The organism is Sporomusa malonica (assembly GCF_900176355.1).
Lineage (GTDB): Bacteria > Bacillota > Negativicutes > Sporomusales > Sporomusaceae > Sporomusa > Sporomusa malonica.
The window spans coordinates 107,528-122,330 of the sequence record NZ_FWXI01000008.1 but is presented as its reverse complement, the minus strand read 5'-3'; the positions used below and the strand labels follow the sequence as shown (position 1 = coordinate 122,330).

Below are 14,803 nucleotides of genomic sequence, written 5' to 3'. Positions count from 1 at the left end.
ATAGGGGATGGGACTTTTTATATTTTTATGGAGGCGATAGACATGATTATTGTAATGAGCCCAACAGCTACACAAAATGAAATTGAACAGGTGATTGCCCGGGTAACCGGGGCCGGACTAAAAGTACATTTGTCAGAGGGAAAACTGCGTACAATTATTGGCCTAATCGGCGAGAAAAAACTGATGGCACAAATCCCCTTAGAGGCCATGGCAGGTGTGGAAAAAGCCATATCAGTTACAGCCGGATACAAACTGGTCAGCCGGGAATTTAAAAACGAAGACACAGTTCTCGACATTGGCGGTGTACTTGTCGGCGGTTCACATTTAACAGTTATGGCTGGGCCCTGTGCGGTTGAGAGCAGAGAGCAATTATTGGAGTCAGCCAGGATTGTAAAAGAGGCTGGTGCCCAGTTTCTGCGGGGCGGTGCTTACAAGCCGCGTACTTCACCCTACTCGTTCCAGGGACTTGAGGAAAAGGGGTTGGAAATGCTAGCTGAGGCTAGAACCGTAACCGGCCTTAAAATTGTCACCGAGGTTGTTGACATTCAGTCTGTGCCGGTTGTAAGCGCTTATGCTGATGTACTGCAAATTGGGGCACGCAACATGCAGAACTTTCAACTCTTAAAAGCAGTAGGTAAAAGCGGTATGCCGGTATTGCTAAAACGCGGTATTGCCGCAACCATCAATGAATGGCTGCATGCTGCCGAATATGTTATGAGTGAAGGCAACTACAATGTTATGTTTTGTGAACGAGGCATCCGGACATTCGAGGATTACACCCGCAATACCTTGGATCTAAGCGCTGTAGCGGCACTCAAAAATTTAAGCCATCTGCCTGTTATTGTTGATCCCAGTCATGGCACCGGTTTATGGAAATTAGTACGGCCCATGGCCAGAGCCGCAGTAGCAGGGGGTGCCGACGGCCTCATGATTGAGGTGCATCCCAATCCGGCTGAGGCATTGTCTGACGGCAATCAGTCTTTAACGCCTAAAAATTTCCAGGAAATGATGCGCGAAGTAGGGGCTGTTGCAGCTGCCGTGGGCAGGAGAATGGCATGAGATTAGCGATTAGGCGGATTGCCATTCTTGGTATGGGGTTGATTGGCGGTTCGTTGGGACTGGCGTTCAAAGCGGCGCGAGGCGGAAAGGTAGAAGTTATCGGTATTGATAACAATGAACTTTCGCTGATAAAAGCCAGGCAGCGTGGTGCAGCTGATATTGTTACAACTGATGCTAGAGCAGGGGTTGCTAACGCAGATATGATCTTTATCTGTACGCCAGTGCTGCAAGCTGCTGCGTTGGTAAAAGAAATTGCACCTTATTTAAAACAAGGTGCAATTCTGACAGATACCGGCAGTACCAAAAGCTATCTGATCGAACAAATATCAGCTTTACTACCTTGCGGTATTCATTACGTTCCTGGCCATCCTATGGCTGGGCGTGAAAAAAGCGGCATTGAAGCTGCTGACAGCACACTATTTCGCGATAAATGGTATATCCTTACACCAAGTGGGGCAGATAACGCCACTGCTGTTGAGGCTGTACGCCAGGTTATCAGCTGGACAGGAGCCAGAATCACCGAGATGGATGCCGAGCGGCATGATTGGTGCACAGCCTTGATTAGCCATGTACCGCATATCGGTGCTGCTGCTTTGGTAAATCTGCTCGCCTATTCCGAGGACCAGGACAGCAGCATCAAGCTGGCTGGCGGTGGTTTCCGGGACACTACGCGTATTGCCTCCTCTAATGCCGATATGTGGGCTGATGTTTGTATGACAAATGCTGCGCCAATTGCCGATAGTTTGGACAAATTCAGCCAGTTAATCGGTCAAGTTTCCCAGGCCATTCGCCAGGGCGACCGGGCGAGTATTCACCAGTTTTTTGCAAATGCAAAAGAACGTCGTGATGAACTATTGAAGCTTGAAGAGGTTGTCACCGAACAACCCTTGTCCAATGGGCGTTGATGATTTGAGCCATGAGCTTTTTGGCTTCAATATCAGGGTGTAACCCATCAATCGCAAAATGATCAGGAAGCTCCCTGTTGCCATCTGTAAAATGAGGCTCAAGGTCAATAAAATAGCGCTCTCGCCTGATAAAGTTATTGACAGCATCAAACTCTTCCCGCCAATTGGATACTGTCTCTTCTTTAAAAACCTCATCAATATTGCCTGGATTAACAGGTGGTAAGGTTAAAAATATCGGTCTGATACCATTTGTAAGGCATTTGTCGCGAATGGCCGCAAGCTCAGTGATGACTTGGGTTGATGGAACACCACCTCGCAGGCTGTTAGTGCCGCCAAGAATGATTAAATATTTGGGCTTAAACGGGAGCACATCATGGTCAAATCTGGCCAGCATGGCTTCCGAGGTATCACCGCTCTTTCCCAGATTAACGGCGGGGAAATGAAGATAGGTCTGATAGTTGTAATCAGTATCAGCCGGTGAATAGGAGATAGCGCCGCCGCCATGGGTAATGCTGTCCCCAAAAGCAGCCGCATACTGGCCTCTGGTTAAGTCAACGGTGAACTCAGCCGTATCTGAATAGCCGCCTACCGGATTGCCGCCGACATCAATACCACGAACGCGCCAATAGTACTTGCCAGGAATTATGCGGGGCTGGTCGTCATAACAGTCGTTCAGGCCTGTCACGATTTTGCTCCAGATACGGTAACTGGAAGGCTCAATACCGTTTGGGTTTTCTGGCGGTTGATTCATAAGTTCGATTTCATAACTTACAGCGCCAAACACGGGTATCCAGGCATAAGCGGGATACAACGGCGTAGGCAGGGGGGCTGGTTTATGCCGGTTATTAACCAGCGGTTTGGTTACAGGGATAATAGTGCGGTCAATGCAGATTTCTGTAGCATTAGAGAATACTCCTAATGGGTTGCCTTTCTGGTTGAGGGCACGAACTCTCCAGAAGATCCGGTTTTCCTCAAACCAGGATAAATCGGCATTATATCCATTTGTGAAAACTTCGCGGGTTAAGCGTAGTTGGTTTTTCGATGGAAAAACATCATTGGGGTTTTCCGGCACTGTGGTTAAGAATTCGAGCTCATAATACACAGCGCCGGGTACCACCGACCAGGTAAGCATTGGGCGAATTGACGCCGGTGCATTTACCGGATAGAAAGAAGTTGGCACAGGTTTGACTTGGTCAAACTTCTCAGCGAGTCGACCGCTGGCCTCTGTTAGATTAATATGGTTCGAATATTTCCCCAGCGGCTTGTGAAACAAGGTTTGAGCAGAGACTCGCCAGTATGTGTGGAAGGGAAAATTGTCATCAATGGACAACTGGTTTTTCCACGTGCGGTAGCTAACAATACGCTGGGAATTATCGGCTTGATTTCGGTCATCTACTGGGGGGATGCTTAATGCTTCAACTTCATAATAAGCGGGATAGAGCAGTCGGGGCCAGCTTAGAATATACTCGTTTGTGGTGTAGTTAATCTGAAGATGGGGCTTAAAGCCGGTAAACCCAACAGCTTCCGAAACTTCAAGCGCATATAACAGCGTTAGGGTCATGAGCGTAATCATAATAATTCGTTTCAATATTTACACCTACCGGATTAAAGTGGATAATAGCTATATATTACCATATAGTATAGCATTGCCTAAAGTTATTATAAACAAACAAAAAGAAGCTTTGTGGGAGTTCCGCAAAGCTTCTTTGCTTTTTAAAACTTAAAAATACAAATCTCTTACGCCTGCCTCGATGTCTTTTAGTCGATTGGCAGTAGCTTCCCTGGTAGCAGCCACCGGGATGTCAGCCAGGTGCTTTTGAATGGTTGCTTCACCTAATTCCTTGATCTCGGGGGCAGCATAGTCGAGCAGATATTCCTTGAACGTTAAGAGGGCATTTGGCAAGCATACATTTTGAATTTCGCCGCTCTTAGCAAGGCTCATGAATCTATCGCCAGTGCGGCCTTGGCGGTAGCAGGCAGTACAGTAGCTCGGGACAAAACCTTGTTTGCAGAGCATGCTGATTACTTCGTTCGGTGAACGATTATCCCCTGTTTCAAACTGAAGGCCATTTGCCGGGCCGTCAATAGACTCTTTATAGACCTGATGGTAGCCGCCGACACCTGTGCAAGAACCGGCGCTCACTTGGGATATACCATATTTAATCAGTTCATCGCGAAACTCTGAGGTTTCGCGGGTAGATAAAATCATGCCAGTATAAGGCACAGCCAGACGAATGATGGCAATGATCTTTTGAAAATTTTCATCGCTAACCAGATGGGGGAATTTAGTTAAGTCCATGCCGCTGGCCGGACGAATGCGGGGCACTGAGATGGTATGAGGACCGACACCTTGGGTTTTATCAAGATGTTCGGCATGGAGGAACATAGCGACAGTTTCATATTTATGATCATACAGCCCATAGAGTACGCCGATGCCGACATCGTCGATACCAGCCTGCATAGCCCTCTCCATGGCAGTTGTATGCCAGTTATAATCACGTTTAGGGCCAGTGGGGTGCAGGGCAGCGTAAGTGGGGCGGTGGTAGGTTTCTTGGAAAAGAATATAAGTGCCGATATCCACTTCTTTTAATTTGCGGTATTCCTCAACAGTCGTTGCCGCAATATTAACATTAACACGGCGGATACTGCCGTTGCCGTCTTTAATGCTGTAAATCTGACGGATAGAGTCTACTACATAGTCAATGGTGCAGTTGACAGGGTCTTCGCCAGCCTCAACAGCCAAGCGTTTGTGTCCTAACGATTCTAAAATCTCAACCTCTTCTTTGATTTCGTCAAGCGTCAGGCGGCGGCGAAGCTGTTCAGAATTGCCGGCGCGATAGCCGCAGTAGGTACAGTTATTTATGCAATAGCTAGAAATATAGAGCGGGGCAAATAATACAATCCGATTACCGTAGATGGCTTGTTTGACAGCGGCTGCTGCGGCAAACATTTCGGTTTGCAAATCAGCATCAGTGACTTCAAGCAGGACGGCTACTTCAGCGGCCGATAGGCCGTGATATTCGCGGGCCTTAGTAATAATGGACCGGACATAGTCTTTGTCCTGAGACTTTGATTTTGCTTCCTCAAAAAGCCTGTGAATTAAGGCATCATCAATAAATGCATCAGAGGTACGTTGGGCGTTGTCAATCATTTTTCTTTCTCCCCTTTAGCTGCCGCTTCTCTGGCAGTCAGGGCCGATTTGACAGTAACGCCGGGAAGGTTGCCAAGTTTGCCGGTAAGCGCACCCACTTCATCAGTGGTGCCCTCAATAATCAGGGCAATCACGCTAACCTCTGTATCATGCCGGGGAATACCCATGCGGCCAATAATGATCTTGCTGTAATCGCTAATAATGTTGTTGACTTTATCGACGATATATTTGGGATCGTCAATCACGATGCCGATTACTCCAATACGTTTTGCCACAAAATTCCCCTCCATCTTCCTGGGCGTAGGCTTCAGGCCCTTGCTTCAGACTGGCGACAATATTTAGTATCCTTGACAGGGCGGCGTTCCACCCTGTCTCAGACCCATACATCTTACTATGATTATACATGATGTTGTGAAAAATAAATACAATAAATTTTAAACTTTTCCAAAAATTTCATGTTATTTTTTTGACGGCAAACGCTAGTATTCTAGCCAGAGTCTTGTCTCTGAGTGCATCGACACCGCTAAAACTAATATTTGGTACATAGTAAGTCTCAAGCTCATCATGTAGTTTTTTAGCTTCGTTGATATATGTCCCCGCTTTACCAAAGAATTCCCAGAACGCTGTGCGGTCATAATCAGTTACAGTCTCTAATCGGTTGACAATTTCCTTATCAAGGCAATCATTCATATCGATAACTGCTGTGGCGCCACGCGTAGGCTGATTATGCGGTGGCACTGATGTGGTAAGCGCCGTATCTAATGCTGGTATGATGACGTGTTCCACCTTGAGCGGGTCAAGCGGGCAATAATAGGTTTCAATATCCAGCCCCTTGGCTACGGCAGTATCAGCAACCTTAGCCAGCAATGTGGCTTTACCTGTTCCAGGCAAGCCTGTGATGATATAGCGGGATGACAGGCCTGCGGCAATTGAATCAATATAATTTATTGGGCCAAGTGGTGTGATGGCAGAAGCAAATAGCTTCCGGTTTTTTCCATGGCCTGCCGTAGGAGTGCCAGCAAACAGTTTTTCTAGCAGGTCAGTCGCTTTTTGATTGGCTAATTTGTAATCCATGGCCTCATTATTGGCAGCTTCCCAGTCGTCATAGATAGCTTTTGCGGCTCTGAGCATCCGGTAGGCACGCTGAAACCGTTTACTGATTTCTTTGGTATAGGCTAAGATCGCGGCTTTGTTTTTGACCATCTTACTCTCATCCCAATATTCGCCAAGATTAAGGATTTCATCAACACAGCCGGGGTGTTTAGGGTCAACAATATGGGGAGCAGTACCATCGATGAGGGCCACGTTAAGCATGGGGATGACTAGGCCGTCCAAAGAATTCGGGTCACTTGAACAGTGATGATGTTCAACATCATAACCCTGCTCAACCATTGCTTGGCCGATTTTTTTCATAAAGGTGGATTTGCCGACACCAGGACCGCCTTTCAGTAAGAAAATCCGCGTAGCATCAATAGGTATTACATAATCATAGTAAGAGAAAAAGCCTTGGGGAGTGTTGCCGCCAGGGAACACATGCTTAATTTTTCCTCCAGCCATTGTTATCCTCCCTTTTGTGGTATTTTATCGCTGCCGTCTCTCTACAATGTATGATTCATGCGGCCTGAGTATATCTTTTCCTTTGATAGGTAATAATACCAATGTATACCAATTGAAAATGGAGGGATGGTTTTGCAGCAGCGTTTAGCCAGCTACCTGGGCATTGATGTAGGCTCAGTAAGCACTAACATTGCCGTATTAGATTCCAGCGGACAAGTGCATGATAGCCTTTATGTAAGAACCCAGGGCCAACCTATTGGGGCTGTGCAGCAGGGGCTTAAAATAATAAAAGAGCGCAACCAGGCGCTTGAGGTCAAGGCAGTAGGCACAACAGGCAGCGGCCGTCAGTTAGCAGGTGTAATGGTAGGGGCCGATGTTGTCAAAAATGAAATAACAGCCCATGCGGTTGCGGCTATGCATGTGGTACCTGATGTCAAAACAGTTGTGGAAATTGGCGGACAGGATTCTAAGATGATTATCATTCGTGACGGTATTGTCACTGATTTTGCTATGAATACAGTCTGTGCGGCCGGAACCGGTTCTTTTCTTGACCAGCAGGCGGCCAGACTCAATATACCGATAGAAGAGTTTGGCAGTAAGGCACTAGCTTCAACAACGCCAGTCAGAGTCGCTGGGCGCTGCGCTGTTTTTGCTGAGTCGGACATGATTCACAAACAACAGACAGGCCACCAGATGTGTGATATAGTCAATGGTTTATGTCAGGCGCTGGCGCGAAACTATGTTAATAACGTCGGAAAAGGTAAGGACATAAAAGGACCGGTGTTGTTTCAGGGGGGTGTTGCCGCCAATCAGGGGATGAAACGGGCATTTGAAGAAGTATTGGGCTGCCAGGTTATTATACCCGCGCATTACAATGTCATGGGTGCGATTGGTGCTGCGCTCCTGGCTAAGGAAGCTGTAGCAGACAAACCTACGCGCTTCCAGGGGTTTGAGGTTATTGATTATAGCTATTTGCCGCGAAGCTTTGAGTGTGATGGCTGTCCCAATATGTGTGAAGTCGTTGAACTCAACATAAATAGCCAGGTGGCTGCCCGCTGGGGCGATCGCTGTGGCAAATGGGCTTACTAGGAGGGAACAGTTTGGCGGAAACAGTACGAGTCGGTTTACCGCGCGGGCTTTTATATTATCAGTACGGGTGTTTATGGAAGAATTTTTTTGAGGCCCTTGGCGCTCAGGTAGTTGTATCAGGTGAGACTACCAAAGATATGCTTACTGCGGGTGGGGTACTTGATGAAGTATGCCTGCCGCTTAAGGTTTATGTCGGCCATGCCGCAAGTTTGGCGAGCAAGGCCGACTGTCTGTTTGTGCCCCGGGTTGTGAGTGTCGCTCGCCAGACATATACCTGCCCGAAAATGATGGGACTGCCTGACATTATCCGGAGCAGTCTTGGTGGCCTGCCGGAGGTTATTGATACTAATGTCAATCTCCGCACGAGGAATGGCAGTTTGCTTGATGCAGTGATCAACACTGGCTTCCGGCTGGGTCAGAGCAAAATTTCCAGCCTTGGCGCATGGTACTCAGCTTGGCGGCAGGTAAGCGCAAAGCAGCAGGCACCCGTCATGCATCGAGTGACGCCAGCTGTCATGTTAAGGGTTGGTTTGATTGGGCACTCTTATCTCATTCAGGATAGATTTATCAGCATGAGTGCCAAAGATAAACTTACAGCAATGGGAATGGACGTCATTACGTCTGATATGGTACCGGCGCGTCTGGCGCAGCTGGCAGCGCGCGATCTTGATAAACAAATATACTGGTCATATTGTCACCATTTGACTGGATCGGCGTTAGCACTTATCAATGAACAGGCTGTTGACGGGTTGATTTTTATGACATCCTTTAGCTGCGGACCAGATTCCATGATCAGTGAGACTATCAAACGCAAAGCCGAGGCTGGCCGTATTCCGTTTATGCTGCTAAATCTTGATGAACACACTGCAGAAGCCGGACTCCTTACCCGGTTGGAGGCGTTTACCGATATGCTCAAACGGAGGAACCACCGATGATTGCAACTTTTCCACATATGGGGCCGCTGTCTGTAACTATGAAGACGCTATTAAGCGGCCTTGGAATAACCGTGCTCATGCCTCCGCCCACTAGCAAGAAAACGATAGAAACAGGCGCTAAGTATGCTCCGGAAACAGCTTGTCTGCCGCTTAAAGTTACTTTAGGCAATTATATCGAAGCCTTGGACGCTGGGGCTGATACCATAGTTACTTGCGGCGGGGTAGGGCCCTGCCGGTTAGGCTACTATGCTCAGGTGCAGCAGGAAATTCTAAAAGAGCTTGGTTACAAGTTCACTATGGTTGCCATTGAACCGAATGCTTTCGATGTTATTAAAACTGTCCGACAGTTGGCTCCAGGCGTAAGTCTAACATCCGTTTACCGTGCTTTTAAATTGGCGGGCGCAAAAATGAGTGCCATTGACACCGTAGGTGACGTGTTGCGTCAGGTACGGGCCACAGAGCAAATTCCAGGAACAGCTGATGCCGTTTACCAGGAGGCGGTTGCGGAGATAGAGGTTGCTGCTGATCCCCGTGAGCTGCAGGTGATTAGCGATATATATCAGGAGAAGCTGATAAGGGTTAACCAACATGGACAGCTGCCGCTAAGAATCGGGTTGGTAGGTGAAATTTATGTTATGCTCGAAAGCTTTGTTAATCAGGATTTGGAGCAAAGGCTTGGCCGTCTAGGAGCCCATGTGCACCGGACAATGTCGCTAACCGATTATGTCCGGACGCATTTATTGAGAAGCAAGCCTTATATGGCGAAGTATCATGAGATAGCCAAGGCGGCAAAGCCGTATCTCAGTCACGGCGTAGGCGGCCATGGTCTTAAAAGTATTGGCTCTACCGTGGATTTGGCCAATCAGGGTTTTGACGGTATTGTTCATGTCTTTCCGTTTACCTGCATGCCTGAGATTATCGCAAAAAATATCCTGCACCAAGCGAGCGACGATCATGGAATACCAGTACTGTCCCTGGCTTTTGACGAACAGTCAGGGGAAGCCGGAGTGGTCACCCGGCTGGAGGCTTTTATTGATTTACTTAATTATCGTCGTCAACTGTGATTGAAATCACTGTAGAGTTTGGCTGGTATGGTATACTATAAAAAAAAGGGGAGGGGCAGAAAATGAATAAAGTTACCAGAAAGATTGTCAAGATTAATGATGACTTATGTACCGGCTGTGGTCAGTGTGTGTCGCCCTGTGCAGAAGGTGCTATTGAGATTATTGACGGTAAAGCGCGGGTACGCCGCGAAGAATTATGTGATGGGGCAGGCTTTTGCCTGGGAGTATGCCCGACCGGGGCGTTAACCCTTGAGGATCGTGAAACAGTAGTTTTCGATGAGGAAGCCGTCCATGCACATAAAAAGACGCTTGCCGATAAACCAGAATATAACGTAACAATGAAATGCTCGTTGTGCGGCATAACTGAGCATGAACGCCCGCTGTTGCCCATTAAAAGTAAGGGGGAGAGCGACTGGGTGTGTGTGCGCTGTATTCCCCGCCTGATTCATGGTTAAGCGGTAAAATTATTATGTGTATTAACAAATCCTGCCTGAAATGGGTAGGATTTTTGTTTTTTGTGTAGAATAACTTTTACTTTGATCTTGCGGTGATAGAAATTGTATAACTGGGGTGATTTTGATGCATATTGTACTAGTAGAACCGGAAATTCCCGGTAATACAGGCAATATTGCCAGACTTTGCGCGGCCACCGGCTGTGAGCTGCATTTGGTGAAGCCGCTCGGATTTTCCATTGAAGACCGTTATTTGAAACGGGCTGGGCTTGATTATTGGCATTTGGTCAAAGTGCATGTACACGAGAATTTTAGCGAAGTGTTAACCCTATATCAGGGGCATAACATCTATTACAACACGACAAAAGCCAACAAGCGTCATAGTGATATTAATTATCAGAGCGATGACATGCTGGTATTTGGCAAAGAAACCGCCGGACTGCCACAGGAACTCTTAGACTCTTATCCGGAAGACTGTATCCGCATTCCTATGATTGACGATGCAAGGTCACTCAATTTATCGAATGCCGCAGCGGTTGTCGTCTATGAAGCCCTTAGGCAGCAGGCTTTTGCCGGACTCAAGTAGCCCCGAGAATAGGATGGTGATACCATGTTTGCACAATTTGGGCCGGCAGGGAATCCTGATGCCTTTTATGAAGCCGGCTTCAAGGCGTCGGCTGATATGCCGAAGTGGCTTGACGGCCTAAGTCTGACAGCATATGAATATCAATGCAGCCGTGGGGTAAATATCAGGCAGGCTACGGCTGAACTGGTGGGTGAAGAGGCCGCACGTTATGGCGTTAAGCTTAGCATCCACGCGCCTTATTACATAAGTCTGGCTACCGAAGACGAAACAATCGCCGGTAATACCCAGCGTCATTTCTTACGGTCTCTTGAGGTTGCCAAGTGGATGGGCGCTGACAGGATTGTATTTCATATTGGCGGCCCAGGCAAGGGGGCAAACCGGCGGCAAGCCATGGAACGGGCCAAGCGTCTATTTGCTCAAGTACTTGAGCAAGTTGAACGTCAGGGCCTGACAGGGCCTCTCCTTTTGCCTGAGACTATGGGCAAACAGAATCAATTAGGCTCACTTGACGAAGTGCTTGAGATATGTAAGCTGGCTGATTGGGTACGACCGGCAGTGGATTTTGGCCATTTGCACTGTGTGACTGGTGGCGAGTACACAACAAGTAAGGAGTTCGCTGCTGTCTTTGATAAGATAGGAGAAACCCTGGGGGAAGAGGCTGCCAGGAACCTGCATATCCATTTTAGCCAGATTGAGTTTACCAAGGCGGGAGAGAAGCGGCATTGGACATTTGCTGATCCTTACGGTCCGCCGCATGAGCCACTGCTTGCGGTCATTGCAGACAGGGGGTATACACCTCGAATTATTTGTGAGTCAGCCGGCACTCAGGCCCAGGATGCCAAAACAATGCAGGAGTTTTACCGCAGTCTGTTGAAAAAAGATTTAGTTGTATAAAAAAAAATCATCACGCATAAGATAGATGGTGAACTGGAGGAAACGTAATGAATGTACATGACAAAGCTCATGAATTGGGAAAAGCACTGAGAAATTCCGAGGAGTATCAGGCCTTTTTAGCTACTAAGCAGCAGCTTGACGGCGATGCCGCCAGTAAAAAGATGGTGCAGGATTTCTTTAAGAAAAAGCTGACTGCCGAATATGAGTTAATGGCCGGTAATCCTGAAGATAAAGAGAAGTCAGAAGAACTGCAAAAAATGTATGAGCTGATTATGCTTAATCCCAAAGCCAGGGACTTCATTCATGCCCATATGCGGTTTCAGCAGATTGCTGCTGACATTTACAAAATAATTGGCGATGCGGTCGCCGAAGGAATGGATTTATTTGGCAAAGAATGAGATCTTGGTTAAGATGCCTGTAGAGTTTGCTGCCGAATTAGAAAAAGCTATTCCCCCGGAAAGGCTGCTAGTTAATGAACCTATGTCCAAACACACAACCTTTAGAATTGGTGGACCAGCTGATTATCTGGTTTTTCCTGGTTCAGTTCAAGAGGTAGCTGCTGTCTTGGATGCGGCCAAACGGTATAGAGTACCAATTACCGTGCTTGGCAATGGTTCTAATGTCTTGGTATTAGACAGGGGCATCCGGGGACTGGTGGTTAAGTTCGGGCCTGAAATGGGTTATATCAGGCATAGTGGCAGTACTCTTTTTGCCGGGGCCGGTGCATTATTGGCTGATGTATCGAAATATGCTGCAACAAATAAACTGACAGGTTTTGAGTTTGCAATCGGCATCCCGGGCAGTATCGGTGGTGCGGTATTCATGAATGCTGGTGCTTATGAAGGTGACATGAGTCAGGTGGTGCAGGCTGTTACGGCAGTATGCGCCAGTTGTGAACTTAAACGTTTTGCGCGGGAAGAGCTTAAGTTTGGCTATCGGCATAGTGTATTCCAGGAAAACGGCTGTTATATCTGTGAAGTCGAACTGGGTTTATCTGACGGTGAAGACTATTCTATTCGTGGCCGGATTGATGACTATACCTCAAAGCGGGAAAGCAAGCAACCGCTGGAAATGCCCAGCGCTGGCAGTACGTTTAAGCGGCCGCAGGGTCATTTTGCCGGAACATTGATTGAACAGGCTGGTCTGAAAGGTACAAGCGTCGGCGGTGCGCAAGTTTCAACCAAACATGCTGGCTTTATCATCAACGCCGGCGGCGCAACCGCTAAGGATGTGCTGTCATTGATCAATAAGGTGCAGGATAGCGTCTATAAGCAATTCGGGGTTTCGCTTCATCCAGAAGTAAGGGTATTGGGCGAGGAATAATTTGTTATATCACCAAGAATAACCGGGAGCGAAATGGCCCCGGTTTTTGTTATTTGCAGGAAATCGATTGTTTGTGTAGAATTTAGAAAATTAAGAGGTTTCTAAACCTCGATAATAGTAAACTACAATTAGCAATACTGAAAAAAGGAGCTAAGCCTATGCGTTTAACTTTTTTGGGGGCTGCCGGAATGGTAACCGGATCCTCCTACCTTTTAGAGATTGGCTCGAAAAAGTTTTTAGTTGACTGTGGTATGTTTCAAGGATCAAAAGCCATTATCGCGCTAAATAGACGCCCATTTCTTTATAATCCTGCCGATATTGACGGGGTGCTCTTAACCCATGCGCATATTGATCATAGTGGTCTCATACCCCGGTTATGCAATTCAGGTTTTAAAGGCCCTATCCATGCGACCAAAGTAACGGCTGAATTATGCAGTATTATGCTGCCAGACAGTGGCCATATTCAAGAATTTGATGCTGAAATTGCCAATAGGAAGGGACAACGCGCCGGACGTAAGCCGGTTGAACCCTTGTATACTGTAGATGAAGCCTATGCCTCCCTTAAACAGTTTTCACCAGTAGCTTATGATACTGAGGTAAAACTATCAGACGAGGTTACGATTATATTTAGGGAAGCCGGTCATATTCTAGGCTCGTCTATGGTGGAGATTTTGGCAACCGAAAACGGTGAGACAGTCAAACTCTTATTTTCCGGTGATTTGGGGCAGCCTGATCAACCGATTATCAAGGACCCGGCCGTGATATCCCATGCTGACTATATTGTCATTGAATCAACATATGGGGCCAGACAGCATGATCCAAGTGATCCTGTTGAGCTATTAGCCAAATATATTAATGATACTGTGGAAAAAGGCGGCAACATCATCATCCCATCGTTTGCCGTAGGCCGTACGCAGACACTTTTGTACCACCTGCATACCTTGTTTAAAGGCGGCCTGATTCCAGATATTCCGGTAATTATTGACAGCCCGCTTGCTATCTCAGCGACAGATATATTTTTGAAAAACTCGCAGGAATATGATAGTGAAGCCTATGACATGTTGTACAAAGACCATGACCATCCGCTGCAATTGCCGCAATTGACTTATACCAAAACGTCAGAGGAGTCCAAGGCTATCAATAAATTAGGAAAGCCGGCCATCATCATCTCAGCCAGTGGCATGGCTGATGCCGGTCGCATTCTCCACCATTTAAAACACAATCTATGGCGTCCTGAGAGCACAGTTTTGTTCGTTGGTTATCAGGCTCAGGGAAGTATGGGGCGGCGCTTGTTGGAAGGCATCAAAAAAGTTAAGATTATGGGTGAAGAAATTAGCGTTAGGGCCAACATAGTTAGACTTGACGGTTTTTCGGCCCATGCTGACCAGGACCAACTGACAACCTGGCTTGGTAATTTTCAGAGCAAACCGGCCAATATCTTTATTGTACATGGTGAGAGTGACATGTCAGAACCCTTTGCTCAGCTTATTAATGACAGGTTTGGAATGTCAACATATATTCCGAAATTTGGTGACTCAGCCATACTTACTGGCCGCAGTTGGCAAATAGAACCCTCTGCTATCACAACTGTTGAGCCTGCCGTACAGCAGCTCAGAGACTATCTGGCTGAAACAGAGAAAGAATACTCCGAATTCCGGCTCAAGCTGGAAGACCAGGTGGCTACAAACGCTGGCAAACTTCCAGATGCGCTCAGGCGTGTTGAAAAAATACGGGCGTTTGTTAAAAAGACACTTAGTGATTTGTGGTCCTAAGATTGCTAATAAAGTA

The 14,803-nt window shown here is 47.1% G+C and carries 15 protein-coding genes and 1 other annotated feature (1 of these 16 only partly in view); of the genes, 11 read left to right on the top strand and 4 right to left on the bottom strand.

The window, feature by feature from the left end:
- Window position 1, top strand: a binding site (T-box leader) (it extends 242 nt beyond the left edge of the window).
- A gap of 41 nt (window positions 2–42) precedes the next feature.
- A complete protein-coding gene (aroF, locus tag B9A22_RS11290) occupies window positions 43–1,059 on the top strand; it encodes a 3-deoxy-7-phosphoheptulonate synthase (protein WP_084575829.1) in 1,017 nt (338 codons plus the stop codon).
- Window positions 1,056–1,964, top strand: a complete 909-nt coding sequence (locus B9A22_RS11285; protein ID WP_084575828.1) for a prephenate dehydrogenase — start codon at window positions 1,056–1,058, stop codon at window positions 1,962–1,964. The genes aroF and B9A22_RS11285 overlap by 4 nt, the downstream gene beginning before the upstream one ends.
- Here the strand turns inward: B9A22_RS11285 and B9A22_RS11280 are convergent.
- From B9A22_RS11280 to B9A22_RS11265, 4 genes are all read right to left on the bottom strand, one after another.
- Window positions 1,933–3,552, bottom strand: coding sequence for an SGNH/GDSL hydrolase family protein (locus tag B9A22_RS11280; RefSeq protein WP_084575827.1), 1,620 nt, complete (start codon window positions 3,550–3,552; stop codon window positions 1,933–1,935). The genes B9A22_RS11285 and B9A22_RS11280 overlap by 32 nt on opposite strands.
- Window positions 3,553–3,684: 132 nt before the next feature.
- Window positions 3,685–5,115: a [FeFe] hydrogenase H-cluster radical SAM maturase HydG gene (hydG, locus tag B9A22_RS11275; RefSeq protein WP_084575826.1), complete on the bottom strand. Its 1,431-nt coding sequence runs from the start codon at window positions 5,113–5,115 to the stop codon at window positions 3,685–3,687.
- A complete protein-coding gene (locus B9A22_RS11270) occupies window positions 5,112–5,390 on the bottom strand; it encodes a TM1266 family iron-only hydrogenase system putative regulator (RefSeq protein WP_084575825.1) in 279 nt (92 codons plus the stop codon). Before B9A22_RS11270 ends, hydG begins: the two co-directional genes overlap by 4 nt.
- A gap of 178 nt (window positions 5,391–5,568) precedes the next feature.
- The gene (locus B9A22_RS11265; protein WP_084575824.1) at window positions 5,569–6,672 is read right to left on the bottom strand and encodes a PRK06851 family protein; all 1,104 of its coding nucleotides are present in this window, start codon (window positions 6,670–6,672) and stop codon (window positions 5,569–5,571) included.
- A 132-nt stretch (window positions 6,673–6,804) separates the two neighbouring features.
- Here B9A22_RS11265 and B9A22_RS11260 point away from each other — a divergent pair, with 132 nt between their 5' ends.
- From B9A22_RS11260 to B9A22_RS11220, 9 genes are all read left to right on the top strand, one after another.
- Complete coding sequence (locus B9A22_RS11260; protein ID WP_245823960.1) at window positions 6,805–7,761, top strand: acyl-CoA dehydratase activase; 957 nt, start codon at window positions 6,805–6,807, stop codon at window positions 7,759–7,761.
- A gap of 11 nt (window positions 7,762–7,772) precedes the next feature.
- On the top strand, window positions 7,773–8,696 hold the full coding sequence (locus B9A22_RS11255) for an acyl-CoA dehydratase activase-related protein (protein WP_245823959.1): 924 nt from the start codon (window positions 7,773–7,775) through the stop codon (window positions 8,694–8,696).
- Window positions 8,693–9,760 carry an acyl-CoA dehydratase activase-related protein gene (locus B9A22_RS11250; RefSeq protein ID WP_084575821.1) on the top strand — a complete coding sequence of 356 codons (1,068 nt, stop codon included), beginning with the start codon at window positions 8,693–8,695 and terminating at the stop codon, window positions 9,758–9,760. Before B9A22_RS11255 ends, B9A22_RS11250 begins: the two co-directional genes overlap by 4 nt.
- A 62-nt stretch (window positions 9,761–9,822) precedes the next feature.
- Entirely contained in the window at window positions 9,823–10,215 is a 393-nt protein-coding gene (locus B9A22_RS11245) for an ATP-binding protein (RefSeq protein WP_084575820.1), read from the top strand.
- 124 nt (window positions 10,216–10,339) lie between these two features.
- Window positions 10,340–10,798, top strand: a complete 459-nt coding sequence (gene trmL / locus B9A22_RS11240) for a tRNA (uridine(34)/cytosine(34)/5-carboxymethylaminomethyluridine(34)-2'-O)-methyltransferase TrmL (RefSeq protein ID WP_084575819.1) — start codon at window positions 10,340–10,342, stop codon at window positions 10,796–10,798.
- A 24-nt stretch (window positions 10,799–10,822) separates the two neighbouring features.
- Window positions 10,823–11,692 (top strand): TIM barrel protein, encoded by an 870-nt coding sequence (locus tag B9A22_RS11235; protein ID WP_084575818.1) that lies wholly within the window; start codon window positions 10,823–10,825, stop codon window positions 11,690–11,692.
- 47 nt (window positions 11,693–11,739) lie between these two features.
- Entirely contained in the window at window positions 11,740–12,090 is a 351-nt protein-coding gene (locus tag B9A22_RS11230; protein ID WP_084575817.1) for a YlbF/YmcA family competence regulator, read from the top strand.
- Between the two features lie 13 nt (window positions 12,091–12,103).
- Entirely contained in the window at window positions 12,104–13,015 is a 912-nt protein-coding gene (gene murB, locus B9A22_RS11225; RefSeq protein WP_084575912.1) for a UDP-N-acetylmuramate dehydrogenase, read from the top strand.
- Between the two features lie 158 nt (window positions 13,016–13,173).
- The gene (locus B9A22_RS11220) at window positions 13,174–14,787 is read left to right on the top strand and encodes an MBL fold metallo-hydrolase RNA specificity domain-containing protein (RefSeq protein WP_084575816.1); all 1,614 of its coding nucleotides are present in this window, start codon (window positions 13,174–13,176) and stop codon (window positions 14,785–14,787) included.
- Window positions 14,788–14,803: the final 16 nt, after the last annotated feature.